The organism is Microbacterium sp. DT81.1, from assembly GCF_049844955.1.
In the GTDB taxonomy this organism is placed as follows: domain Bacteria; phylum Actinomycetota; class Actinomycetes; order Actinomycetales; family Microbacteriaceae; genus Microbacterium.
Map to the genome: position 1 here is coordinate 910561 of NZ_JBNCMA010000001.1, position 24934 is coordinate 935494.

Below are 24934 nucleotides of genomic sequence, written 5' to 3' on the forward strand. Positions count from 1 at the left end.
CTCTGGAGAGTGCAGGTACGAGATTGAAGCTCGTTCTACTTAGCGGCGACTGTGCTTGTGGCGGTGTCTCGTGATGCGTCTTCGGCTGCGGGCGGCTCGCTCACATCGACGAAGTCGTCGGGGGTACCATCCGATTGTACCGCCCCCGCCGGGGACCACGCTCTCCCCGGCACGTACGGGGAAGGCTCGAAGCCGGGGTGACGACGCTTCTGCACCACGACGATCACGATGCCGATCAGGACGGCGATGATCGAGGCCCACACGTTGGTGCGGAGGCCGAAGAAGATCTCGCTCGGGTCGATGCGGATCGACTCCCAGACGATGCGTCCGGCGCCGTACCAGATGAGGTACAGACCGAACAGGCGTCCCCACTGCAGCCGGAATCGACGACCGGCCCACAGCAGCACGGCGGCACCCAGCAGGTTCCAGATCACTTCATAGAGGAAGGTGGGGTGAAAGAGCGTGTCGGCCGGCAGTCCGATCGGGAAGGCGGGGTTGTCGCTGTCGATCTCCAGACCCCACGGGAGGTCGGTGGGCAAGCCGTACAGCTCCTGATTGAACCAGTTGCCGAAGCGGCCGAGCGCCTGCGCGATGAGCAGCCCCGGCGCCAGGGCGTCGGCGAACGTCCAGAACCGGATGCCGGTCCACCGGCATCCGAGAAAGGCGCCGACCGCGCCGCCGAGAAGGGCGCCGAAGATGGCGATGCCGCCCTCCCAGATGCGGAACACGGCCCACGGATCGGTGCCCTCGCCGAAGTAGAACCCTGGGTGGGTCAGCACGTGGAAGATGCGGGCGCCGATGATCGCGATGGGAACCGCGAGCAGGGCGATGTCGATGACGACCCACGGCTCGGCGCCGCGCCGGGTCAGCCGCGCGTTCGTCAGGAAGACCGCGACGATGATTCCCGCGATGATGCAGAGCGCGTAGAAGTGGATGCGCAGCGGTCCGACGTCGACGTAGCTCACCGGCGGACTCGGGATGCTGGCGACGACGCTCGTCAGGGCGTGCGGAAGCGCGAGGGTCATGCGTGCGAGTTTACTTGTCGCTCGCCCGGTCCGTTGTCGTGTCCTGCCTCAGCCGGGTTCCCGCGGCCAGCGCACGCGTCGTCTCGGCGAGGCCGTCGAGCCCGCCGTCCCGAAGCGCGCGAACGAGGGCGGTTCCGACGATGGCGCCGTCGGCGTAGCGGAGGACTCCCCGCACCTGCTCGGCGTTGGAAATCCCGATGCCGACGCACGCGTGGTCCGCGCCGCGGGCGCGCAGGCGCTCCACGAGCGTGCGCGCCGCAGCATCCAGCTCGGCGCGCTCCCCCGTGATGCCCATGGTCGAGACCGTGTAGACGAAGCCCGTGGAGTTCTGCACCACGAGGTCGAGGCGCTCATCCGTGGACGTGGGCGCGGCGAGGAACACCCGGTCGAGCCCGGTCCGGCGGCTCGCGGCGATCCAGTCTCCTGCTGCCTCCGGGGTGATGTCGGGGGTGATGAGCCCCGCTCCACCGGCCGCCAGCAGGTCGTCCGCGTAGCGGTCGACCCCGTACTGCAGCACCATGTTCCAATACGTCATGACGAGCACGGGCACATCGACCCGGCTGGTGATCTCGCGCACCGCGGTGAAGAGGTCCCGCGTCCGGAATCCGGCCGCGAGCGCCGTCTGGGTGGCTTCCTGGATGACGGCCCCGTCCATGACGGGATCGCTGTAGGGCGGGCCCAGTTCGAGGATGTCGGCGCCGTTCTGGGCGAGGGCGACCGCCGCATCGATGCTGGTCTGCAGATCGGGGAAGCCGACGGGCAGGTATCCGACCAGTACACCGCGCCCTTCGGCGTGCGCGGCGTCGATCGCGTCGGAGACGCGGGTCACAGTTTGCTCCCCTCGCCCTTGGCGGCGTCGTTCGGCGGGGCGTCGAGGATGTCCTCCGCGGCCCGGTCGTAGAGCTCGAAGTACCGGGCGGCGGTGTCCATGTCCTTGTCGCCGCGGCCCGAGAGGCACACGGCGATCACGGCATCCGGGCCCAGTTCGCGACCGAGGCGCAGCGCCCCCGCCAGTGCGTGCGCGGACTCGATCGCGGGGATGATGCCCTCGGTCCGCGACAGCAGGCGCAGCGCCTGCATCGCCTCGTCGTCCGTCGCCGGGATGTACTCCGCGCGTCCGATCGCCGCGAGCCACGCGTGCTCGGGACCGACGCCCGGATAGTCGAGGCCGGCCGAGATCGAGTGCGACTCGACGGTCTGGCCGTCTTCGTCCATCAGCACGAACGTCCGCGCACCGTGCAGCACGCCGGCGCGCCCCCGCTCGATGGATGCCGCGTGCCGCGCCGTGTCGACGCCGTCTCCGGCGGCCTCGACCCCGTAGAGCTTCACATCGGCGTCATCGAGGAACGCGTCGAACATCCCGATCGCGTTCGAGCCGCCGCCGACGCATGCCACGACGGCATCCGGCAGGCGGCCGACCTCTTCGAGCAGCTGGGCGCGGGCCTCTTCGCCGATGACCTTCTGGAAGTCGCGGACCATCGCGGGAAACGGATGCGGGCCCGCGGCGGTGCCGAAGATGTAGTTCGTCGTCTCGACGCTGGCCACCCAGTCGCGGTATGCGTCGTTGATGGCGTCCTTGAGCGTGCGGGATCCCGTCGTGACGGGGATGACCTCCGCGCCGAGCAGCCGCATGCGCGCGACGTTGAGCGCCTGGCGCTCGGTGTCGACCTCGCCCATGTAGATCGTGCACTCGAAACCGAAGAGGGCGGCGGCGGTCGCGGTGGCGACGCCGTGCTGTCCGGCTCCCGTCTCGGCGATCACGCGCGTCTTGCCGAGCTTCTTCGTGAGCAGCGCCTGGCCGAGCACGTTGTTGATCTTGTGCGAGCCCGTGTGGTTCAAGTCCTCGCGCTTGAGGAAGACACGCGCCCCACCGGCGTGCTCGGCGAAGCGCGGCACCTCGGTCACGATGGATGGGCGGCCGGCGTAGGAGCGCAGCAGTTCGGAGAGCTCGCCCTTGAAGCCGTCGTCCGCCATCGCCGCCTCGTAGGCGACTGTCAACTCGTCGATCGCGGCGATCAGCGACTCGGGCATGTACCGCCCGCCGAACTCACCGAAGAACGGCCCCGTGGCCTCGCGGAGGCTCACTTGGGCACCGCCAGGAAATCGCGGAGCGTGGTGATGGGATCACCGGTCACGAGAGCCTCCCCTACGAGGACGACGTCGGCGCCCGCGCGCCGGTAGTGGGCGACGTCATCCGGGTGGAGGACGGCGGATTCCGCGATCTTGATCGCGCCGGCCGGGATGCGGTCGGCCAGGCGCCCGAACAGGCCGCGGTCGAGCTCGAACGTCGACAGGTCGCGGGCGTTCACGCCGACGAGCCGGGCGCCGATGTCTGTCGCACGCGACACCTCGTCGGCCGAATGCGTCTCGACGAGCGGCGTCATCCCGAGCTGCAGGGTCAAGGCGTGGAGCTCGGTCAGGACGGGCTGCGGAAGGGCCGCCACGATGAGCAGCACGAGATCGGCCCCGGCGGCCCGGGCCTCGAACACCTGGTACGGGGTCGCGATGAAATCCTTGCGCAGCACCGGGACCGACACCGCGTTCCGGACCGCGACGAGGTCGGCCAGGCTGCCCTTGAACCGCCGGGCCTCGGTCAGCACGCTGATCGCCGAAGCGCCGCCCTGCTCGTAGAGGCTCGCCTGCAGGGCGGGGTCCGGGATGCTGGCGAGGTCGCCGCGCGAAGGACTCGCCCGCTTGACCTCGGCGATGATCTTGACGCGCTCGCTGGGAGCGAGCGCGGCGTAGGCGTCGCGGGCTGCGGGTGCCTCGAGGGCGGCACGCTCGACGACGGCGAGCGGACGCGAGGTGGCACGCGCCTCTGCGTCTTCGACAGCGCCGGCCGTGAGGTCGGCGAGCATGATCAGTGCTCTTTCGCGAGGACTTTGTCGCCGCCGACGCCGTAGCCGGCCTTGGCCAGGGCCCAGCCGACGATCAGACCGACGACCACGAGAGCTGCGGAGGCCCACACGAGCCATGCCCAGTCGAAGAAGAACGCCACCGTGCCGATGGTGAACGCGACGAGCATGATCGTCACGGCTGTCCACGCGGCGGGCGAGTGTCCGTGGCCGGGGTCGCCGTCTGGGTTGCTCATAGTCTCCTCCGAGGGGGCTGTGCGGGCGCTTTTCAGTCTAGCGGGGACGTTCAGCGTGTGGGATCTTCGCCTCGCGACAGGCCGTCCCATGAGTCGACGGCATCCAGCGGAGTCGAGGCGGATGCCGAGGGGGACGCGACGGCGGACGCCGAGGTGGGCGTCGAGCCGGATGCCGGCGCCGCGGTCGCCGCGGCGGCATCGGTGCGGTAGCGGCGCCCGGCGCCCTTCCAGGTGCTGGCCGTCGCGATGACGAAGGCTCCCGCCGCGAGCAGCACCATCCACGCGATGAGGGTCACCGCCGGCCACGGCGTGAGGGTGACGCGCTCGACCAGCTCGGCCACCGCGTCGAGGCCGGTGATGCCGGTGGCCTCGGTGACCGTCGAGGCGGCGGCGGAGGGTGGTCGCTGGAACACCACGACGCCCGTCAGCCATGCCAGCACGCCGGCGATCACGACGGTCAGAGCCCCGAAGGCGTAGCGCAGGACCAGTCCCACGATTGACAGCGCCGCCCCGAGGGCGAGCACGGCGAGGCTAAGAGGGGCGAGCACCGGCAGAGCCGCGGCCCCCGGCACCAGAAGGGCGCCGTCCGGTCCCTGGCGAAGCGTGACCGACAACCACGTCTGGGTGGACGAGATGGTGCCGAGCGCGCCGACGGCGAGCACGACGGTCACCGCGAGAAGGCGCGCCCTGCGCATCACGGGGAGCTCACCGCGTCGGCTGCGACGGTCGGTTCGGCGCCGAGAACCGGGTGCAGGTCGTCGGCATCGAAGCAGGTCCGGGTGCCGGTGTGGCAAACCGGACCCACCTGGTGCACCTCGATCAGCACGGCGTCGCCGTCGCAGTCGAGCCGCGCACCGTGTACGTGCTGGGTGTGCCCGGACGTGTCGCCCTTCCGCCAGTACTCCTGGCGCGAGCGGGACCAGAAGGTGACGCGCCCGGTGGTCAGCGTGCGTCTGAGCGCTTCGGCATCCATCCAGCCCAGCATGAGCACCTCGCGGGTGTCCCACTGCTGGATGATGGCCGCGACGAGCCCATCGTCGTTGAAGGCGACCCGCGCGATCCGGGCGTCGGTGTCGTCTCGCTCGATATCGCTCACGTATCGCTCCCCTCGTGGGCTTCTCGCTCCTGCAGCGCAGTGGATCGCACGTCGATCCCCTCGGCCTGAAGGGCATCCTTCACATCGCCGACGGTGAGGGAGCCGGAGTGGAAGACGCTCGCGGCCAGCACGGCATCCGCGCCCGCACGGATCGCCGGCGCGAAATGCGGGGCCGCACCGGCGCCGCCCGACGCGATCACCGGAACGCTGGAGACCTCGCGCATCAGCCGGATGAGCTCCAGGTCGAACCCCTGTTTGGTGCCGTCGGCGTCGATGGAGTTGACCAGCAGCTCGCCGGCTCCGCGCTCGATCGCCTCGCGCGCCCACTCCAGCGCGTCGAGGCTGGTCTCCGTGCGTCCGCCGTGCGTCGTCACGACGAAACCGCTCGCCGTCGCCGCCGAGCGCTTCACGTCCAGCGAGAGCACGAGCACCTGCGCCCCGAAGCGGTCGGCGATCTCGTCCAGCAGAGCCGGTCGCGCGATCGCCGCCGAGTTCACGCCGATCTTGTCGGCCCCGACCGCCAGAAGGCGTGCGACGTCGTCAGCGGCGCGCACTCCCCCGCCGACCGTGAGCGGGATGAAGACCTGCTCGGCCGTGCGGCGCACGACGTCGTACGTCGTCGAGCGCGCGTCGACGGTCGCGGTGACATCCAGGAAGGTGATCTCGTCCGCACCCTGCTCGTAGTACCGCTGGGCGAGCTCGACCGGATCGCCCATGTCGCGCAGGTTCTGGAAGTTCACGCCCTTCACCACGCGCCCCGCGTTCACGTCGAGGCACGGGATGACGCGGCACACGAGGCTCATATCGACCGCCGGTTCACAGCGCCTACAGCCTCGCGTTGTGGATCTCGGTCACGATGATCGCGCGCGCGCCGATGGCATAGAGGGAGTCCATCACCTGGTTCACGCCCTTGCGCGGGCTCATCACCCGCACCGCGACCCACGCCGGATCGCGCAGGGGCGAGATCGTCGGCGACTCGATCCCGGGAGCGACCGCGACGGCCGTCTCCACCAGCGCCGCCGGCAGGTCGTAGTCGACCATGACGTAGCTGCGAGCGACCATCACGCCCCGGAGGCGACGAAGCAGCGTCTCTGTGCCGTCGACCTCTTCCGGCGCGCTGATCAGCACGGCCTCGGACTCGAGCAGAACGGGTCCGAAGATCTCGAGGCCCGCCTGCTTGAGGGTCGTGCCCGTCGACACCACGTCGGCCACGGCATCCGCGACGCCCAGCCGCACGGCGGACTCGACCGCACCGTCCAGCGGCACCAGATCGACGGCGACGCCGTGCTCGTCGAGGTAGCCGTCGACGAGGCCGGGATATGCCGTCGCGACACGCACGCCCTCGAGGTCCTTCAGCTCGGAGAAGCGGCCTGGTGGACCGGCGAACCGGAAGGTGGAGTCCGCGAAGCCGAGCGCCTCGATCTCGCGCGCCGGCATCCGGGCATCCAGCAGCAGGTCGCGCCCCGTGATCCCGACATCCAGCGCGCCGGATCCCACGTACGTCGCGATGTCGCGAGGGCGGAGGTAGAAGAATTCGACGCCGTTGTGCGGGTCGAGGACATGCAGGTCCTTGGGATCGCGGCGAAGCGTGTACCCCGCCTCCGCGAGCATCTCGGAGGCGGTGTCGGCCAGGGACCCCTTGTTGGGCACTGCGATACGCAACATGGATGCGGCGGCTTTCGGTGTCGGAGAGAACAGGTGGCGGGGCTCGGCGTCAGAGATGTCGGTAGACATCCTCGAGCGAGATGCCCTTCGAGAGCATCATCACCTGCAGGTGGTAGAGCAGCTGAGAGATCTCCTCGGCGGCCTCGTCCGTCGACTCGTACTCCGCGGCCATCCACACCTCGGCAGCCTCTTCGACGATCTTCTTGCCGATCGCGTGCACCCCGGCGTCGAGCAGTGCCACCGTGCTCGAGCCCGCGGGTCGCTCGATCGCCCGGTCGCCGAGCTCGGCGAACAGCTCGTCGAAAGTCTTCACCCTGCCAGGGTACCGGGCGGTGGGACGCCCCACGTTCGCGGAACGACCGGCCCTGGTTCAGTGGCTGTGACGAGCGGCCGTCGAGCGGAGGGCCGCGATCGCCGCATCCGGGTTCTCGGCGCCGAAGACAGCGGACCCGGCGACGAACGTGTCGGCTCCGGCCTCGGCCGCCTGGGCGATGGTGGACTCACCGATCCCGCCGTCGACCTGGAGCCAGACGGCGCTTCCCCGGCGGCGGGCCTCGTCGGCCAGCATCCGCAGCTTGGGCATCGTCTCGGGCATGAACGACTGACCGCCGAAGCCGGGCTCGACGGTCATCACGAGGATCTGATCGAACTCGTCGAGCACCGGGAAGAGCCCCTCGACGGGTGTGCCCGGCTTCACCGCGACGCCCGCCCGCGCGCCGATGTCGCGCAGCCGACGCGCGAGCGCCACGGGTTCGGTCGCCGCCTCGAGATGGAAGGTGACGGATGCCGCCCCGAGCTCGGCGTAGCCGGGCGCCCAGCGGGCGGGGTCGGTGATCATCAGGTGCACGTCCAGCGGCACGGGGCTCGTCGCCTGCACCCGCTCGACCATCTGCGGGCCGAACGTCAGGTTCGGCACGAAGTGGTTGTCCATGACGTCGACGTGCACGAAGTCGGCGCCGGGGATCCGGGCGAGCTCCGACTGCATGTTCACGAAGTCGGCGGCCAGGATGCTGGGGTTGATGCGAGGCTGCGCGTCTTCGATCGGGGGCACTGCTCCATTATGTCGACCGCGTCGATAGTGCCCCCATCGAAGTGCCCCCTTCGACACCGCCGGCGTCGATAGTCTCAGGGCGTGGACCCCATCCTGCAGCTCCTCGACGGCATCGTCTCCGACATCCGCCCGAACGACGACGGCCAGACCGCCCAGTACATCCCGGAGCTGGCCGCCGCCGACCCCGACCACCTCGCCCTGGCGATCGTCGGGCCGCGGGGGGCCGTCCTGTCGGTCGGTGACGATCATGTGGAGTTCAGCATCCAATCGGTCTCCAAGCCGTTCGTGCTGGCGCTGGCCCTCGCACACCTGGGGAGGGAGGAGGTGTTTCGCCGCGTCGGCGTGGAGCCCAGCGGCGAGCCCTTCAACGCGATCAGCCTCGAGCCGGCGACGGGCCGCCCCGCGAACCCGCTCGTGAACGCCGGTGCCATCGCCACGACGTCGCTCCTGCCGGGCGAGGGCATCGACGGACGCACCGCGACGATCGTGGCGGGGCTGTCCCGATTCGCGGGGCGCTCGCTGTGGATCGACGAGTCGGTGTACCGCTCGGAGTCGCAGACGGGCCACCGCAACCGCGCGCTCGGTCACCTGATGCGCTCGTACGACATCATCACCGGCGACGTGGACGAGGCACTCGAGGTGTACTTCCGGCAGTGCTCGGTGCTCGTCACGACGCGGGATCTCGCGGTGATGGCCGCGACCCTGGCGTTCGGCGGGCGCAACCCGACGACCGGTGAGCAGGTCGTCTCACCCGCGGTCGCGCGCGACGTCGTGTCGGTGATGTCCAGCTGCGGCATGTACGACTTCTCGGGCGAGTGGCTGCTGCGCGTCGGCCTGCCGGCCAAGAGCGGCGTGAGCGGCGGACTGCTCGCGGTCGCCCCGTCGCAGTTCGGTGTGGGCGTCTTCAGCCCGCGGCTGGACAGGCACGGGAACAGCGTTCGCGCGACCGCCGCGCTGGAGAGGCTCTCCGACGACTTCGAGATGCACCTCCTCGAATCGCACGCAGCGATCGCGGAGCCCGCCATCCGGGTGGAGCGGGCTGACGGCGAGACGGTGCTCCATCTGGGCGGCGAGCTCGGGATCAGCGGGGTGGAACGGGTGCTGTCGGTGATCGGCGAACTCGGCGACACCGAGAACATCGTCATCGACGGCAGCGACCTGGCTCGCACGCACCCCGCGGTGCTCGTGGTGCTGCGGACGCAGCTCGGCGAGACCGACCGCGTGCGAATCCGCAGCTGAAGGCCGCTCAGACCCGGCGCAGCAGTGAGATGAACATGGCATCCGTGCCGTGCCGGTGGGGCCACAGCTGGGCCCGGCCGGAGCCGTCGGCAGGGGCCGGCAGATCGAGTGGACTCTCGCTGAGTCCCTCCAGCACGGCCCGGGCGTCGAGCTCCTCGATGCGGTCCCCCCACGCCCGCCGGGCGTCCGCCACCACAGCGGAGGTCTCGGCCAGATGCGGGGAGCACGTGACGTAGGCCACGATGCCCCCGGGTGCGAGCGCCCTCAGCGCGGCATCCACCAGCCCCGCCTGCAGACGGGCGAGATCCGGCACGTCGGAAGGGGTCTTGCGCCACCGGGCCTCGGGTCGGCGCCGCAGGGCGCCGAGGCCCGTACAGGGAGCGTCGACGAGGATGCGGTCGTAGCGGCCGAGGGCCCGGCGGGCGCGATCGCGTCCGTCCTCCTCCGAGACCTCCACGGTCAGCGGAACGCCGGCGATGGCCGCACGCACCAGCCCGGCGCGGGCAGGCATGATCTCGTTGGCCTCGAGGACGGCGCCGCCGGCCAGGGCTTCGGCCGCGAGCACGGCCGTCTTGCCGCCGGGGCCGGCACAGAGGTCGAGCCACCGCTCCCCCTCGCGGACCGCCGTCGCCCGGGTGAGCGCGAGCGCGGCCAGCTGGGACCCCTCGTCCTGCACGCGGACGCGCCCCTCGGAGGCGCGCACCACCGGATCCGGGTCGCCGCCGCCGAGGCGGAAGCCGATCGGCGAATAGGGCGTGCGCTGCGCCCCGTCGGGCGACTCACTGAGGCCGGGGAGCGCCGCCATGGTCACCCCTGGCGAAACGTTGTCGGCCGCGAGCAGCGCGTCGAGCTCGTCGGCGCGCCCCTCGGCGGCGAGGGCGCGGCGGAAGGCGCGCACGATCCAGACCGGGTGAGCGGTGTGCAGTCCCAGGCGTTCGTCGTCGGAGCGCGCGGCGGCGTCGATCCTCGACATCCACTCCCCCGGCGTCTCCCGCGCGACGCGCCGGAGCACCGCGTTGGTGAACCCGGTCGCCGAGTTCCCCACAGCCTCGCGGGCGAGCGAGACGGACTCGTTCACGGCCGCGTGCGAGGCGACGCGCGTGTGCAGCAGCTGGTGCACCGCGAGGCGGAGCGCATCCAGCACCGGCGGGTCGATCTCATGCACGTTTCGCGACGACGCCTCCGTGATGATCGCGTCGTACGTGCCCTGGCGGCGCAGGGTGCCGTACGTGAGCTCGGTGGCGAGAGCCGCATCCTGCGTCGACAGACCGGCGCGGGCGATGGCCCTCGGCAGCAGGAGGTTCGCGTATGCGTCGGACTCGTGCACGGCTCGAAGGGTCTCATAGGCCACCCGCCGCGCCGGCTGGACGGCGCTCATGTCCCCGCCCGCACTTGGCTGCTGCGCACCCCGCGCCACCAGTCGCCGGATGACATCACCGGTCTGCCGGCGGGCTGCACCTTCGAGACGGAGATCGACTGCGTGGCCGTGCCGATCAGGATGTCGCGGCCGTGGCCCGCGATCTCGCCCGGCTTGAGCAGCACCTCGCCCTCCGGCACCTCGGCATCGAGCAGTTTGATGCGGATCCCCGCGACGGTGGTGTGTGCGCCGGGTTCCGGTGTGACGCCGCGGATGCGACCCGCCACTCGGTCGGCCGGCTCGTTCCAGTCGACCGCTCCGTCGGCCTCGGTCAGCTTCGGGGCGAAGGTCGCGGCCCCTGCCTGCGGAATCGCCACCGCTCTGCCGCCCTCGATGGCGGCGACGACGTCGCGCAGCAGTTCGGCGCCGAGACCGGCGAGGTCGTTCAGCACCACCCCCGCCGTCGCCCTCGCGGGCACGGCGTAGCGGCGCTCCTCGAACACATCCCCCGCGTCGAGTTCTGCCACCAGGCGGAAGACGCTCGCGCCGGTCTCCTCGTCGCCCGCGATCAGTGCGTGCTGGACCGGTGCGGCGCCCCGCCAGCGGGGAAGGAGCGAGAAGTGCAGGTTGATCCAGCCGTGCTCGGGCATCGACAGCAGCGGTTCGCGCACCAGCCCGCCGTAAGCGACGATCACCCCGAGTTCGGCATCCGTGGTCGCGAGCCGGGCGGTAGCCGCTTCGTCGAGCCGCGCCGTCTTCAACACGGGCAGGCCGAGCTCCTCCGCCGCTGCGGCGACGGGTGACGGTGTCAGCACCCGTCTGCGGCCGATCGGCGCGTCGGGGCGCGTGACGACGGTCGCGATGTCGTGGTCGGATGCCGCGAGCACACGCAGCGAAGGCACGGCGACGTCGGGCGTCCCGGCGAAGATCAGCCGCACGACGCCTCCTCGTTGGGTCGAGGCCGGGCGACGCCGGACCTCACAGCTCCGGATCGACGACGTCGACCCGCACTCTGAGTGTATTCCGCGGCGTGCGTCCCTTCACCGCGCGGCGGGACCGCAGCGCCTCGCCCACGACCGAGGAGCGAAGGCTCGCTGTGACCGCGGATCCGCTGGCGTAGTCGAAGCGCACCAGGGCGCGCGCGGTGGGGATGTCGGCGCGGGGCTCCTCGTCGGGGAGCGGTCCGAGCACCGCCTCGCCCGGCAGAGCCGGAACGGCATCCCGCAGCGCCCCGAGGGCACGATCCACCGAAATCGGCGCCCCCTCGACGAGCGCGACGCGGTACGCCGGCGGCATCCGCAGCGGTGCGCGCTCCGCGAGCTCGGCGCGGGCATAGGCCGACTGGGTCCAGGTCGCGAGTGCGCGTGCCACCGCGCCCGTCACGCCCACCAGGTGCACGGGCGCGCCGGGGGCCGCCAGGGCGGCCGCGTTCGACCACCACCGAAGGCAGGATTCGCCGATGCGCAGCGACTCGGCGAGCAGCATCCGGTCGCCGTCGAGCAGGATCACCGCTCGGTAGCCGCCGTCGGCGAGGGGCTCCGCGCCGCGCGTCGCCACGACGAGCGCCGGTCGCGCATCGACCCGGGTCACCTGATGATCGCCGTCGGCGAGGATGACCCGTACGCCGGGGAAGGCGCGGCCGAGCTCGTCCGCCGTGCGCTCGCTGCCCGAGGACGCGAGCCGCAGCTTCGTGGATTCGCAGTGCGGACACGCCCAGGCGTGCGCCGCCCGCCCACACCATCCGCACACCGGCACCGCGCGGGGGCCCGGTGCATGCAGCGGACCGGCGCAGGCGGCGCACCGGGCCGGCTTGCGGCAGTCGTCGCAGACCAGCACCGGGGAGTAACCAGGACGGGCCACCTGCACGAGCACGGGGCCCGTCTCCAGGGCCACTCGTGCCGCCCGGAAGGCGGCGGAGGGAACCCGGGCGGACCGGGACTCTCCCTCGTTCGATGCGCTCAGCACGACCTTCGGCGCCGCCCGCCGGGTCGCCGCGATCTCGCGCACCCAGCCGACCGCCACCAGCCGCTCCACGTCGGTCGTTCGGGTGTGGCCGGCGAGGAGCAGGGCGCCGCCGTCGAGTTCCTGCCGCACCAGCGCCGCGTCCCGCGGATGGACGTACGGGGCGAGCGGCTCCTCGAGCAGCGGGTCACCGTCGTCCCATACGGCCACGAGGCCGAGCTCGGCGACCGGGGCGTACACGGCGGATCGGTTGCCGATCACGATGCACGCCGCGTCGCCGAGTGTGCGGAGGAACCCGCGGTACCGCTCGGGATTCGGTCGCCGCGCGTCGTACCGCACCAGGGCGCCGTCGGGCACGACCCCATCGAGCGCCGCCTCGAGCTGCTCCTGATCCCGGTAGTCCGGAACGATGAGGATCGCGCTGCGGCCCTCCGCCAGTACGCGCACGGCCGCGGCGGCGAGGATCGTCGCCCACGCGCCGACCTGGCCGCCCGCCGGTGTCACGGCGGGACCGGGCGGTGCGTCCAGCGCGAGCCGCTCCCCCGCGACCAGTCTGTCTGCCAGCCCCGCGAAGGGCGTCAGGGCACGACCGGCCCAGTCGCGGGCCTCCTCGGAGACGGCGGGCATCGGCGGCGGATCCGCCGCGAGCCAGGCCTTCTCGACCCGCACCTGGCGCTTGGGCACCACGAGACGCAGGATGTCGCTCGCCGATCCCGCCGCTCGATCCGCGACGCGGCGCGCCAGGGCGTACAGCGATCGCGGCAGCACCGCGGCGTCGGAGACGACGGCATCGAGCTCTGAGAGCGGGCGCTCCGCGTCATCTGCCTCTCCGACCTCCACGAGGAAGGCATCCACGACCCGTCCCGCAGTGCGCAGCGGCACCCGCACGCGCACGCCCGGCCGCGCCCCTGCGGCGAGGTGATCGGGGATCGCGTAGTCGAAGAGTCGATCGAGCTGCGGAAGCGGTGAGTCGATCAGCACGCGTGCCACGCGCCGCGGCATCGCTACCGCCCCGGCGAGAGGCGGAGCCATCTCGTCAGAGCCCGGAGGCCGCGCGAAGCTCGTCGACGCGGTCGAGACGCTCCCAGGTGAAGTCCGGCAGCTCGCGGCCGAAGTGCCCGTAAGCGGCCGTCTGCGCGTAGATGGGGCGCAGCAGGTCGAGCCGGTCGATGATCGCCTTGGGGCGCAGGTCGAATACCTCGAGGATCGCTCGGGTGATGGCGTCGTCGTCGAGGTGACCGGTCCCGAACGTCTCGACGTACACGCCGACGGGCTTCGCCTTGCCGATGGCGTAGGCGATCTGCACCTCGAGGCGGTCGGCGAGGCCGGCGGCGACGGCGTTCTTCGCGACCCACCGCATCGCGTATGCGGCGGAGCGGTCGACCTTGGAGGGGTCCTTGCCGCTGAACGCCCCGCCCCCGTGCCGTGACGCCCCGCCGTAGGTGTCGATGATGATCTTGCGCCCGGTGAGCCCGGCGTCCCCCTTGGGTCCGCCGGTCACGAACGGGCCGGCGGGGTTGATGTAGAACTTGACATCGGGAAGTTCGAGCCCGGTGGACTCGAGCACCGGGTCGATGACCTCCGCGCGCACCGCGGCCCGGAGCGCCTTCTGCGAGATGTCGGGGTGGTGCTGAGTGGACAGCACGACCGAATCCACGGTCTTGGGAACCTGGCCGTCGTAGCCGAGCGTGACCTGCGTCTTGCCGTCCGGCCGGAGGAAGGGCAGCGCCCCCGAGCGGCGAACCTCGGCGAGGCGCTCCGCCATGCGGTGCGCGGTCCACGAGGCCATCGGCATGAACTGCGGGGTCTCCGTCGTCGCGTAGCCGAACATGATGCCCTGATCGCCGGCGCCCTGCTCGTCGTGGGGATCGATGGATCCGCCCTCGCGGCGCTCGAACGCCTTGTCGACCCCGGCCGCGATATCGGATGACTGCGCGCCGATCGAGACGCTGACCCCGCAGGAATCGCCGTCGAAGCCCGTGTCACTCGACGTGTAGCCGATGCGGTTCACCACCGCCCTCACGAGGGCGGGGATCTCGACGTATGCGCGCGTCGACACTTCGCCGGCGACGTGCACCAGGCCGGTGGTGACCAGCGTCTCGACCGCCACTCGACCGAGCGGATCCTCGGAGAGGATCGCATCGAGGATGCTGTCGGAGATCTGGTCGCAGATCTTGTCGGGGTGTCCCTCGGTGACGGACTCCGAGGTGAACAGGCGCAGCTCTGTCATCGATGCTCCAGGTTGGCCCGGCTCAGCCGCCGGGGCGGGCTCGAGTTCGGGTGCGGGTCCGCACCAGTATGCCCCCCGGCACCGACATGGCGGTGCCCGGATGCAGCTGTGTGACGCTGTGCGCGCCGCAGCACGCTACTCGATGTGGCGGAGGCGGAGCTTGTCCTCGTTGATCTCGTGCAGCGCGATGGTCAGCGGCTTGTCCTCGACGGACGAATCGACGAGCGGACCGACGTTGTCGAAGAGGTTTCCCTCGTGCAGGTCGGAGTAGTAGTCGTTGATCTGACGCGCGCGCTTGGATGCGTAGATGACCAGCTGGTACTTGGAGTCGACCTTGTCCAGAAGGTTGTCGATCGGCGGGTCGATGATGCCCTGGTTCTTCGTTCCGGCCATGGCGAAACCTCCTGTGTACGTGACGGATGTCGGTGAGAAGCGGCGGCGAGTTGTGCGCGCGCGACGCCCTGGGACGGAGCTCAGGAGGCGTTGCGCGCGTGCGCCTGCACCAATTCTACGACCTCGCGGGCCGCAGAGGCGACGTCGTCGTTCACGACGCGGTAGTCGAACTCCCCTTGAGCGGCCAATTCGGTTCGTGCGGTGCGCAGCCGCCGGGCCCTTTCCTCGGCGTCTTCGGTGCCGCGGCCGATGAGCCGCTGCACCAGTTCGTCCCAGCTGGGAGGCAGCAGGAACACGAGCGTCGCGGAGGGCTCGGCCTCGAGCACCTGACGGGCGCCCTGCAGGTCGATCTCCAGCAGCACCGTCTGCTGCGCGGCGAGAGCCCTCTCGATCGGCTCCCGCGGCGTGCCGTAGCGGTACTTGTTGTGCACGGTCGCGTGCTCGAGCAGCGCCCCGGACTCGATCAGGCGGTCGAACTCCGCGTCGTCGACGAAGAAGTAGTGCTCGCCGTGCACCTCGCCGGGGCGGGGCGGCCTCGTGGTCGCCGAAACCGACAGATGGATCTCTGGGAAATGCTGCTTGATGTATGCGGCGACGGTCCCCTTGCCGACGGCCGTCGGTCCTGCCAGCACGATCAGCCGGCTGCGGCCGGGGCGGGGCCCCGGTTCGGGCAGGCGGTCATTCAGCCATCGGCCGAGATCGCGGCGCTGCCGCGCGCCCAGCCCGCCGAGCCGCTTGACCGGGGAGATGTCGAGGGCGTCGAGGATGCGGTCGCGCTTGCCCTCGCCGATGGCCGGGATGCTGGTCAGGAACTCGGTGACGCGCATCGTTCCCGCCGGGGACGACGGGTCGGCGTATGCGCGCCGGAGCAGCTCCTGAGGCGAGACGACGCGGGTGGTGACGTCGCGCTTGAGGCTCGCGCGCGCGCGGCGGGCGGCGACGGCCTTGCGGGATGCGGCGACACGGTCGACCTCGGGTGGTCGCTGGCCGTCAGCCATGGGTGCTCCTGTACTGCTTGACGCGGGTATCGATTGCCGCCGCCATCCCATCAGCACCCGACGACAGCAGGCTTCTGCTCTCCGATGCGATGACGGACGGCGCGGTGGGTCCGAAAAGGCTGTCGAGTTCTTCCGGGCGGGCGCCCTGGTGGCCGAACCCCGGCGCGAGGATCGGAGCCACCGGGCTGATCGTCTCCGGCAGGCCGGCGAGCCCTCTATCGACCGTGGCGCCGATCACGAAGCCGATGCCGGCCCACGCGCCGTCGGGCGTCGCGGCGGCGTTGAAGGCCGAGACCTCCCTCACGATGTGCGCGGCGACCGTCCGGCCGACGGCCGATCCATCCTCCGGGGAGAGCACGGCGCGCTGCAGACCGACGGCCTCCGGGTTGCTCGTGGCCGCTAGCACGAAGATGCCCTTGCCGTTCTTCAGCGCGAAGCGGAACGTATCGGCCAGCGCTCCGATCCCGAGGAAGGGGTTCACCGTCATGGCGTCGGCCTCGAGCGGGGACCCGGGGGTCAGCCACGCACGGGTGTACGCCTCCATGGTGCTGCCGATGTCGCCGCGCTTGGCGTCGGCGATCACGAGCAGGCCGGCCGCGCGGGCCGCGCCGAGCACGTCCTCGAGCGCGGCGAAGCCAGCGGATCCGTAGCGCTCGAAGAACGAGACCTGCGGCTTGACGATGCCGACCCGGCCGGCCGCGGCATCCACCACCCGCAGGCCGAACTCCCGCGCGCCGGCCGCCGAGGCATCCAGTCCCCACTCGGTCAGCAGCCGCTCGTGCGGATCGATGCCGACGCACAGCGGTCCGGTGCTCGCCAGTACCTCGCGCACCCTCATGCCGAACGCCGGGGCGCCGCTCATAGGCGTGCCGCCCGCTCCACCGCGTACTCCTGCAGGCTCTTGACGTCGTACCCGGCGCGGACGGCGTCGAACGAGCTCACGGCCGCGCCGAGCACGGCCATGGTCGTGAAGAGCGCCTTGTCGGCCGCCACGGCGGCGGCGCGGATCTCGTAGCCGTCGGCGCGCGCCGACCGACCGCTCGGCGTGTTCACGACGATGTCGATCTCGCCGGCGTTGATCAGGTCCACGATGTTCGTGGCGCCGGACTCGAGGGTGGCGCTGTACTTGTTGACCACTTGCACCGCGATGCCGTTGCGGGCGAGGATCTCGGCCGTCCCCTCGGTCGCGACGAGCGTGAAGCCGAGCTCCTGCAGCCGGTGCGCGGGCAGGATGACGGCGCGCTTGTCGCTGTCGGCGACGGAGATGAACACCGTGCCCGAGAGGGGCATGCCGCCGTACGCGGCCTCCTGGCTCTTGGCGAACGCGCGGGGGAAGTCGCGGTCGATGCCCATGACCTCTCCGGTGGAGCGCATCTCGGGGCCGAGCACGGAGTCGACCGTCTGACCGTCCTTCGTGCGGAATCGCTTGAAGGGCAGCACCGCCTCCTTCACCGACACCGGCGAGTCCAGCGGCACCCGGGAGCCGTCGATGACCGGCAGGAGCCCCTCGTCCTTGAGCTCGGCGATCGTCGACCCGGCCATGATGCGGGCGGCGGCCTTGGCGAGCGGGATGCCGAGCGCCTTGGATACGAAGGGCACCGTGCGGCTGGCGCGCGGGTTCGCCTCGATGACGTAGAGCACGCCGGCGCTGATCGCGAACTGCACGTTGATCAGGCCCTGCACGCCGACGCCCTGCGCGATCGCCAGCGTGGCGTCGCGTACGCGGTCGACCTCGGTGCGACCGAGCGAGATGGGCGGGAGCGTGCAGCTGGAGTCGCCCGAGTGGATGCCGGCCTCTTCGAGGTGCTCCATCACTCCGCCGATGTAGAGCTCCGAACCGTCGTAGAGGGCGTCGACGTCGAGTTCGATGGCGTCGTCCAGGAAGCGGTCGACCAGCAGCGGCATCCCGGGGCCGACGATCACCTCACCGGCCGTGCGCACGAAGTAGTCGCGCAGCGACTGGGTGTCGTAGACGATCTCCATGCCGCGGCCGCCGAGCACGAAGCTCGGGCGCACGAGGATCGGATATCCGATGTCCTCGGCGACCTTGACCGCTCCGTGCACATCGATGGCGGTGCCGTGCCGCGGCGCGAGAAGGCCGGCGGCATCCAGGATGTCGCTGAACAGCTGACGCTCCTCGGCGAGGTCGATGGCCTCGGGACTCGTGCCCAGGATGCGGTAGCCCGCCTCCTCGATGCCCTTGGCGAGGCCGAGCGGCGTCTGCCCGCCGAGCTGGCAGATGACGCCGTAGATCTCACCCGAGGCGCCCTCCGCGTGCAGCACCTCGAGCACGTCCTCCAGGGTGAGCGGCTCGAAGTACAGGCGGTCGCTGGTGTCGTAGTCCGTCGAGACCGTTTCGGGGTTGCAGTTGACCATGACGGTCTCATACCCGGCGTCGGAGAGCGCGAACGATGCCTGCACGCACGAGTAGTCGAACTCGACGCCCTGCCCGATGCGGTTGGGGCCGGAGCCGATGATGACGATCTTGCGGCGGTCCGACGGCTCCACCTCCGTCTCGAAGTCGTAGCTGGAGTAATGGTAGGGCGTGAGTGCGGGGAACTCCCCCGCGCACGTGTCGACCGTCTTGTACACGGGGCGCAGGCCCAAGCCGTGCCGCAGGCCGCGAATCTCGGCCTCTCCCGTGCCGCGCAGCTGCGCGACCTGCACGTCGCTGAAGCCGTGCTCCTTCGCGATGCGGAGGGTGTCGGCATCCAGCTCAGGGGCGGCGCGCACGAACTCGGCCACCTCGTTGATGAGCACGATCTGGTCGAGGAACCACGGGTCGATGCCGGTGGCCTCGAACAGCTGCTCCACGGTCCCGCCGAGACGGAGCGCCTGCTGCACGGCGATGATCCGCCCGTCGGTCGGGGTCCTGGAGATCTCGATCAGCTCGTCGACCGTCAGATCGCCGGTCCCTGAGCCTGTCGAAGGGTCCCCCCAGTGGAAGCTCGATCCCCGCTTCTCGAGCGAGCGCAGCGCCTTCTGCAGCGCCGTCGCGTAGTTGCGCCCGATCGCCATGGCCTCGCCGACCGACTTCATGGTGGTCGTCAGCGTCGTGTCGGCGGCGGGGAACTTCTCGAACGCGAAGCGCGGAACCTTCACGACGACGTAGTCCAGCGTCGGCTCGAAACTCGCCGGCGTGACCTTGGTGATGTCATTGGGAATCTCATCGAGCCGGTAGCCGATCGCGAGCTTCGCGGCGATCTTGGCGATCGGGAAGCCGGTGGCCTTGGAAGCGAGCGCCGAGGAGCGCGACACCCGCGGGTTCATCTCGATGACGATCACGCGGCCGTCGGCCGGATTGACGGCGAACTGGATATTGCAGCCGCCGGTGTCGACGCCGACGGCGCGGATGATGTCGATGCCGATGTCGCGCAGGTTCTGGTACTCGCGGTCGGTGAGCGTGAGCGCGGGCGCCACCGTGATCGAGTCGCCCGTGTGCACGCCGACGGGGTCGACGTTCTCGATCGAGCAGACGACCACCGTGTTGTCGGCGGTGTCGCGCATGAGCTCGAGCTCGTACTCCTTCCACCCGAGGATCGATTCCTCCAGCAGCACCTCGTGCGTCGGCGAGTCGTGCAGGCCCGCGCCGGCGATGCGGCGCAGGTCGCGTTCGTCGTACGCGAAGCCGGAGCCGAGACCGCCCATCGTGAAGCTCGGCCGCACGACCAGCGGGTAGCCGAGTTCCTCCGCGGCGGCGAGGCACTCGTCCATGGTGTGCGCGATCCTGCTGGCCGCGACATCCGCCCCCGCGTCGAGCACGAGCTGCTTGAAGATCTGGCGGTCCTCGCCCTTGTTGATGGCCTCGAAGTTGGCGCCGATCAGCTCGACGTCGTACTTCTCCAGGATCCCGTGGTTGTGCAGCTCGATCGCGGCGTTGAGCGCCGTCTGGCCACCCAGGGTCGGAAGGATCGCGTCGGGCTTCTCCTTCGCGATGATCGTCTCGAGCACCTGCCAGGTGATCGGCTCGACGTACGTCGCGTCGGCGAAGTCAGGGTCGGTCATGATCGTCGCCGGGTTCGGGTTGACGAGGATGACGCGAACGCCCTCCTCGCGCAGCACGCGGCACGCCTGGGTGCCCGAGTAGTCGAACTCGGCCGCCTGGCCGATCACGATGGGACCGGAGCCGATGACGAGCACGCTGGCGATGTCGTCGCGCTTGGGCATTACTTGTTCCCCTCGGAGAGGTCGGTCGCTGACGCTTGGTCTCGCTGCGGGCGCTCATCGATTGTGGTCAGCACGAGCTCGGCGAAGCGGTCGAAGAGGTAGTTGGCATCGTGCGGTCCTGCGGCGGCCTCGGGGTGGTACTGCACGGAGAAGGCCGGGATGTCGAGGGCGCGAAGGCCCTCGACCACGTTGTCGTTGAGCCCGACGTGGCTGACCTCCACCCGCCCGTAGCCGTTGGGGCTGTCGGTGACGCCCTCCAGGGGCGCGTCGACGGCGAAGCCGTGGTTGTGCGCGGTGATCTCCACGCGTCCGGTCTGCTTGTCGAGCACCGGCTGGTTGATCCCGCGGTGGCCGAAGGGCAGCTTGTACGTGCCGAAGCCGAGCGCCCGCCCGAGCAGCTGGTTGCCGAAGCAGATGCCGAAGAACGGCAGCTTCTCATCCAGCACGCCCCGCAGCAGCTGGACATGGTCATCGCTCGCGGCGGGGTCGCCGGGGCCGTTCGAGTAGAACACCGCGACAGGCTCGATCGCGAGCAGCTGCTCGAGCGTCACGTCCTGCGGCAGCACGTGCACGTCGAATCCCCGGGCGGCGAGATTGTTGATCGTGGCCTGCTTGACGCCGAGGTCCAGTACGGCGAGGTTGCCGATCTTCTGAACCGTCGCCGCCGTCACCTCCGCGGCCGGCACGGAGACGGATGCCGAGAGGTTGAGCCCGGCCATGTTCGGTGCCTGGGCGACCAGCGCCAGCTGGGCGTCGGCGCTCAGCGCAGCCGCATCCCCCGAGAAGATCCCGCCGCGCATGCTGCCCGCCGAGCGGATGTGGCGCGTCACGGCGCGGGTGTCGATGCCACTGATGCCCACGACGCCGTCGGTGACGAGCGCGTTGTCGAGGGACTCCTCCGACCGCCAGTTCGAGACGATGCGGGACGGGTCGCGCACGATGTACCCCGAGACCCAGATCCGCCGCGACTCCTCGTCCTCGGCGTTCATCCCGGTGTTGCCGATGTGCGGTGCGGTCTGCAGCACGATCTGCCCGGCATACGAGGGATCGGTCAGCGTCTCCTGGTAGCCCGTCATCCCCGTTGCGAACACGACCTCGCCGACCGTCGTGCCGCGCGCGCCATAGGCGCGGCCGTTGTGGCGGGTTCCGTCCTCGAGCACGAGCACGGCGGGTTCGGGGCTGCGGAGGGAGGCTGCGAAGGCGGAGGTCATTATTCCTGTCCCGTCTGGGGCTGATCGGCGCGGCGAGAGGCGTCGGTGATCGGTGGGGTTCCGCCGGGAGGCAGCAGCTGCGCGACGGCATCGAGCACCGTCGCCGGGTCGGCATCCTGCACGCGGAAGTAGCTGTCGGCGGTCACCTCGTCGGTGACCTCCCAGGCGAGAAAGGGAAGTCCGCCGGGCTCCACCACCCGATCGATGGTCCAGGTGGCCCGGCCGACGGCACGGAGGCGGTCCCTGGCGACGAACACCCGCGGGGCGCCCGGCATGTCCAGCGCGACACCGGCGCTCGTCACGGTGACCGTGACCCGCGAGCGGAAGGCGAGGGGGCGGATGCTCAGGCGGTCGAGCGGCCTGTCGTGCGCGGTCGTCGCCACGTACAGGCCCTCGGCCGTCGCCAGCACCTCCGCGCCGGCGGGGATGTCGCCGAGCGGCGCCTGCAGACCGGCGTCGCGGCCCCTCCGGCGACGCCAGCCCCACAGCATGGCGACGAGGACGAGCAGCGCGACACCGACCATCACCAGCACGGCGGCCTCGCGCGTCATGCGCGCACCCCGTGCTCGGCGAGGACGCCGTCGGCGACGGTCGGCGCCCCGCGGTGGATCGTCCACACGACGCGACCAGGCAGCTCGGTGCCGAGGTAGGGCGAGTTCCTGCTGCGGCCGTGCAGGTCGGATGCCGAGAAGACGCTCGTGGTGCGCGGATCGTAGAGCGTCAGCTCGGCGGGCTGACCGACGTCGAGAGGGGTGCCGTGACCGTCCAGCAGTCCGATCCGCGCCGGCGTCTTCGACAGCACGCGCGCGACGTCGGCCCACGACAGCATCCCGGTGTCGACGACGGCCTTCTGCACGACGTGCAGGGCGCTCTCCAGCCCCACCATGCCGTTGGCGGCCGCCGGCCATTCGCACGTCTTGTGCTCGGAGGGATGCGGAGCGTGGTCGGTGGCGACGATGTCGATCGTCCCATCGGCGAGGCCCTCCCGCACGGCGAGCACATCCTCCTCGCGACGCAGCGGCGGGTTGACCTTGTACCGGGCGTCGTAGCCGCGCACGAGCTCCTCGTTCAGCAGAAGGTGGTGCGGGGTCACCTCCGCGGTCACGCGGATGCCGCGCTTCTTGGCCCACCGGATGATATCCACCGAGCCCGCTGTGGAGAGGTGGCAGACGTGCAGGCGCGAGCCGACGTGCTCGGCCAGCAGCACGTCGCGGGCGATGATCGACTCCTCGGCCACCGCCGGCCAGCCGGCCAGCCCGAGCTCGGCCGACACGGCGCCCTCGTTCATCTGGGCGCCCTCGGTGAGGCGCGGGTCCTGGGCGTGCTGGGCGATCACGCCGTCGAAGGCCTTCACGTACTCGAGCGCTCGCCGCATGATCAGCGGATCCCAGACGCAGAAGCCGTCATCGCTGAAGACGCGAACGCGCGCGCGGGAAGACGCCATGGCGCCGAGTTCGGCGAGTCGCTCGCCCTTCTGGCCGACCGTCACGGCGCCGATCGGCTGCACCGTCGCGTAGCCGGCTGCCTCGCCGAGGGCGAGTTCCTGCTCGACGACTCCGGCGGTGTCAGCCACCGGTGAGGTGTTGGGCATGGCGAAGACGGCGGTGAATCCTCCGGCGGCGGCCGCGCGGGTGCCGGAGAGGATCGTCTCCGACACCTCGTAGCCCGGCTCGCGCAGGTGCGTGTGCAGATCGACCAGCCCGGGAAGCGCCACGAGTCCGTCGGCGTCGATGCGCGTCGCGCCGGCGCGTGAGAGCCCGGTGCCCGCTTCCACGATCCGGCCGCCCTCGACGATCAGATCGGCGGCGTCGCCGCCCTCGATGCGCGCGCCTGCGATGAGGAGCGTCTCGCTCATCGTCCCCCCTCGTTCGTCAGGTCGCCAGTGAGCAGCAGATAGAGCACGGCCATCCGCACCGAGACGCCGTTCGCGACCTGCTCGAGCACCGTGGAGCGCGGCGAGTCGGCGGCATCCGATGAGATCTCGAGCCCGCGATTCATGGGACCGGGGTGCATCACCATCGTATCCGCGGGCAGCATCGCCAGCCGACCCGCGTCGAGACCCCATCGCCTCGCGTACTCGCGTTCCGACGGGAAGTAGGCGGCGTTCATCCGCTCCAGCTGGATGCGCAGCATCATGAGGGCGTCGGGATCGGCGGCGATCGCCTCGTCGAGGTCGTAGACCACCCGCACCGGCCACGCCGACACATCCTGCGGCACCAGTGTCGGCGGAGCGACCAGCGTCACTTCGGCGCCCAGGGCATCGAGCAGCCACACGTTCGAGCGGGCGACGCGAGAGTGCAGGATGTCGCCGACGATGGTGACCCGCAGGCCCTCGAGGTCGCGCCCGCGGCTCGCCGCCCCGTGCCGGCGCTTGCGCATCGTGAAGGCGTCCAGCAGGGCCTGAGTGGGGTGCTCGTGGGTGCCGTCGCCGGCGTTGACCACCCCGGCGGTGATCCAGCCGCTGGAGGCCAGGGTGCGCGGTGCGCCGGAGGCGCCGTGCCGGATCACCACGGCATCCGCCCCCATCGCCTGCAGCGTCTGAGCGGTGTCCTGCAGGCTCTCGCCCTTCGACACGCTCGAGCCCTTGGCGGCGAAGTTGATCACGTCGGCGCTCAGGCGCTTGGCGGCGGCCTCGAACGAGATGCGGGTGCGGGTCGAGTCCTCGAAGAACAGGTTCACAACCGTCTTGCCGCGCAGCGTCGGCAGCTTCTTGACCTCGCGGGACTGGGTGTCGGCCATGTCCTCGGCGATGTCGAGGATGCCGAGGGCATCCTCGCGCGAGAGCGTCTTGGTGTCGAGCAGGTGCCTCATGACTCGATCGTCCCCTCCGCTGCGATCGACACGAACTCCTCGCCGTCGGTCTCGCGCAGCCGCACCTGCACCCGCTCGTCGCGGGCGCTGGGCAGGTTCTTGCCGACGAAGTCCGGCCGGATGGGCAGTTCGCGGTGCCCCCTGTCGATGAGGGTGGCGAGCCGCACGGCCGCCGGCCGGCCGATGTCCTGCAGCGCATCGAGGGCGGCCCGGATGCTGCGACCGGAGAACAGCACGTCATCCACGAGCACCACGACCTTGCCGTCGATCCCGCCGTCCGGGATGTCGGTGCGCTGCGGCGCGCGGGTGGGGTTGCGGTGCAGGTCGTCGCGGTACATCGTCACATCCAGCGCGCCGCACGGCACGGGCTCGTCGCCGAACAGCTCGATCTGGGAGGCGATGCGCCGTGCCAGGGTGACGCCCCGAGTGGGGATGCCGAGGAGGACGAGACCCGCGGGTCCCTTGTTGGACTCCAGGATCTCGTGCGAGATCCGAGTCAGGGCCCGGGCTATGTCGGCCTCGTGCAGCACGGTTCGCGTGCTCATCCGCCGCTCCCTTCTCCGCCTCACGGGACGGTGTTAAAGGTTGCTGGTTGTCTCAGCCTATCTCGGCTCGTCGCTCGCCGAGAATCAGTGCGG

At 70.7% G+C, this 24934-nt stretch carries 25 protein-coding genes; 1 reads left to right on the forward strand and 24 read right to left on the reverse strand.

The features are described from left to right. Window positions 1–35: 35 nt before the first annotated feature. Genes lgt through rpe form a run of 11 tightly spaced genes read right to left on the reverse strand, consistent with a single transcriptional unit; the run spans window position 36 to window position 7928 of the window. Window positions 36–1025 carry a prolipoprotein diacylglyceryl transferase gene (lgt, locus tag ACLQ2Q_RS04265; RefSeq protein WP_425818257.1) on the reverse strand — a complete coding sequence of 330 codons (990 nt, stop codon included), beginning with the start codon at window positions 1023–1025 and terminating at the stop codon, window positions 36–38. A 10-nt stretch (window positions 1026–1035) separates the two neighbouring features. Further along, window positions 1036–1854 (reverse strand): tryptophan synthase subunit alpha, encoded by an 819-nt coding sequence (gene trpA, locus ACLQ2Q_RS04270; RefSeq protein WP_425818259.1) that lies wholly within the window; start codon window positions 1852–1854, stop codon window positions 1036–1038. Then, window positions 1851–3110 carry a tryptophan synthase subunit beta gene (trpB, locus tag ACLQ2Q_RS04275; protein WP_425818261.1) on the reverse strand — a complete coding sequence of 420 codons (1260 nt, stop codon included), beginning with the start codon at window positions 3108–3110 and terminating at the stop codon, window positions 1851–1853. The genes trpA and trpB overlap by 4 nt, the downstream gene beginning before the upstream one ends. After that, entirely contained in the window at window positions 3107–3883 is a 777-nt protein-coding gene (trpC, locus tag ACLQ2Q_RS04280) for an indole-3-glycerol phosphate synthase TrpC (protein WP_425818263.1), read from the reverse strand. The genes trpB and trpC overlap by 4 nt, the downstream gene beginning before the upstream one ends. Window positions 3884–3885: 2 nt before the next feature. Beyond that, complete coding sequence (locus tag ACLQ2Q_RS04285) at window positions 3886–4116, reverse strand: DUF6704 family protein (protein ID WP_425818265.1); 231 nt, start codon at window positions 4114–4116, stop codon at window positions 3886–3888. A 50-nt stretch (window positions 4117–4166) separates the two neighbouring features. After that, entirely contained in the window at window positions 4167–4811 is a 645-nt protein-coding gene (locus tag ACLQ2Q_RS04290) for a Trp biosynthesis-associated membrane protein (protein WP_425818267.1), read from the reverse strand. After that, window positions 4811–5212 (reverse strand): phosphoribosyl-AMP cyclohydrolase, encoded by a 402-nt coding sequence (gene hisI, locus ACLQ2Q_RS04295; RefSeq protein ID WP_425818269.1) that lies wholly within the window; start codon window positions 5210–5212, stop codon window positions 4811–4813. Before hisI ends, ACLQ2Q_RS04290 begins: the two co-directional genes overlap by 1 nt. Next, the gene (gene hisF / locus ACLQ2Q_RS04300) at window positions 5209–6015 is read right to left on the reverse strand and encodes an imidazole glycerol phosphate synthase subunit HisF (RefSeq protein WP_425818271.1); all 807 of its coding nucleotides are present in this window, start codon (window positions 6013–6015) and stop codon (window positions 5209–5211) included. Before hisF ends, hisI begins: the two co-directional genes overlap by 4 nt. Window positions 6016–6037: 22 nt before the next feature. Beyond that, complete coding sequence (gene hisG / locus ACLQ2Q_RS04305; protein WP_425818273.1) at window positions 6038–6877, reverse strand: ATP phosphoribosyltransferase; 840 nt, start codon at window positions 6875–6877, stop codon at window positions 6038–6040. Window positions 6878–6926: 49 nt separating this feature from the next. Beyond that, a complete protein-coding gene (locus ACLQ2Q_RS04310) occupies window positions 6927–7190 on the reverse strand; it encodes a phosphoribosyl-ATP diphosphatase (protein ID WP_425818275.1) in 264 nt (87 codons plus the stop codon). 57 nt (window positions 7191–7247) lie between these two features. Then, window positions 7248–7928 carry a ribulose-phosphate 3-epimerase gene (gene rpe, locus ACLQ2Q_RS04315; protein WP_425818277.1) on the reverse strand — a complete coding sequence of 227 codons (681 nt, stop codon included), beginning with the start codon at window positions 7926–7928 and terminating at the stop codon, window positions 7248–7250. 81 nt (window positions 7929–8009) lie between these two features. On the opposite strand from rpe, the gene glsA reads away from it, so the two are divergent. Continuing rightward, on the forward strand, window positions 8010–9167 hold the full coding sequence (gene glsA / locus ACLQ2Q_RS04320; protein WP_425818279.1) for a glutaminase A: 1158 nt from the start codon (window positions 8010–8012) through the stop codon (window positions 9165–9167). A gap of 7 nt (window positions 9168–9174) precedes the next feature. On the opposite strand, the gene ACLQ2Q_RS04325 is transcribed toward glsA, so the two are convergent. The 13 genes from ACLQ2Q_RS04325 to pyrR form a co-directional block, all read right to left on the reverse strand. After that, a complete protein-coding gene (locus tag ACLQ2Q_RS04325) occupies window positions 9175–10545 on the reverse strand; it encodes an RsmB/NOP family class I SAM-dependent RNA methyltransferase (protein ID WP_425818281.1) in 1371 nt (456 codons plus the stop codon). Further along, window positions 10542–11462 (reverse strand): methionyl-tRNA formyltransferase, encoded by a 921-nt coding sequence (gene fmt / locus ACLQ2Q_RS04330; RefSeq protein WP_425818283.1) that lies wholly within the window; start codon window positions 11460–11462, stop codon window positions 10542–10544. Before fmt ends, ACLQ2Q_RS04325 begins: the two co-directional genes overlap by 4 nt. 40 nt (window positions 11463–11502) lie before the next feature. Continuing rightward, window positions 11503–13488, reverse strand: a complete 1986-nt coding sequence (locus ACLQ2Q_RS04335; RefSeq protein ID WP_425818285.1) for a primosomal protein N' — start codon at window positions 13486–13488, stop codon at window positions 11503–11505. Window positions 13489–13522: 34 nt separating this feature from the next. Next, complete coding sequence (gene metK, locus ACLQ2Q_RS04340; RefSeq protein ID WP_425818286.1) at window positions 13523–14716, reverse strand: methionine adenosyltransferase; 1194 nt, start codon at window positions 14714–14716, stop codon at window positions 13523–13525. A gap of 135 nt (window positions 14717–14851) precedes the next feature. Next, window positions 14852–15109, reverse strand: a complete 258-nt coding sequence (gene rpoZ / locus ACLQ2Q_RS04345; protein WP_425818287.1) for a DNA-directed RNA polymerase subunit omega — start codon at window positions 15107–15109, stop codon at window positions 14852–14854. Window positions 15110–15189: 80 nt separating this feature from the next. Next, on the reverse strand, window positions 15190–16107 hold the full coding sequence (gene gmk, locus ACLQ2Q_RS04350) for a guanylate kinase (protein WP_425818289.1): 918 nt from the start codon (window positions 16105–16107) through the stop codon (window positions 15190–15192). Further along, the gene (gene pyrF / locus ACLQ2Q_RS04355; RefSeq protein WP_425818291.1) at window positions 16100–16969 is read right to left on the reverse strand and encodes an orotidine-5'-phosphate decarboxylase; all 870 of its coding nucleotides are present in this window, start codon (window positions 16967–16969) and stop codon (window positions 16100–16102) included. The genes gmk and pyrF overlap by 8 nt, the downstream gene beginning before the upstream one ends. After that, window positions 16966–20274 (reverse strand): carbamoyl-phosphate synthase large subunit, encoded by a 3309-nt coding sequence (gene carB / locus ACLQ2Q_RS04360; protein ID WP_425818293.1) that lies wholly within the window; start codon window positions 20272–20274, stop codon window positions 16966–16968. Before carB ends, pyrF begins: the two co-directional genes overlap by 4 nt. After that, a complete protein-coding gene (gene carA, locus ACLQ2Q_RS04365; RefSeq protein WP_425818295.1) occupies window positions 20274–21485 on the reverse strand; it encodes a glutamine-hydrolyzing carbamoyl-phosphate synthase small subunit in 1212 nt (403 codons plus the stop codon). The genes carB and carA overlap by 1 nt, the downstream gene beginning before the upstream one ends. Beyond that, window positions 21485–22036 (reverse strand): hypothetical protein, encoded by a 552-nt coding sequence (locus ACLQ2Q_RS04370; RefSeq protein ID WP_425818297.1) that lies wholly within the window; start codon window positions 22034–22036, stop codon window positions 21485–21487. The genes carA and ACLQ2Q_RS04370 overlap by 1 nt, the downstream gene beginning before the upstream one ends. After that, window positions 22033–23340 (reverse strand): dihydroorotase, encoded by a 1308-nt coding sequence (locus tag ACLQ2Q_RS04375; protein WP_425818299.1) that lies wholly within the window; start codon window positions 23338–23340, stop codon window positions 22033–22035. Before ACLQ2Q_RS04375 ends, ACLQ2Q_RS04370 begins: the two co-directional genes overlap by 4 nt. Beyond that, window positions 23337–24296 (reverse strand): aspartate carbamoyltransferase catalytic subunit, encoded by a 960-nt coding sequence (locus tag ACLQ2Q_RS04380; RefSeq protein WP_425818301.1) that lies wholly within the window; start codon window positions 24294–24296, stop codon window positions 23337–23339. Before ACLQ2Q_RS04380 ends, ACLQ2Q_RS04375 begins: the two co-directional genes overlap by 4 nt. Continuing rightward, window positions 24293–24841 carry a bifunctional pyr operon transcriptional regulator/uracil phosphoribosyltransferase PyrR gene (gene pyrR / locus ACLQ2Q_RS04385; protein WP_425818302.1) on the reverse strand — a complete coding sequence of 183 codons (549 nt, stop codon included), beginning with the start codon at window positions 24839–24841 and terminating at the stop codon, window positions 24293–24295. Before pyrR ends, ACLQ2Q_RS04380 begins: the two co-directional genes overlap by 4 nt. Window positions 24842–24934 lie beyond the last annotated feature (93 nt).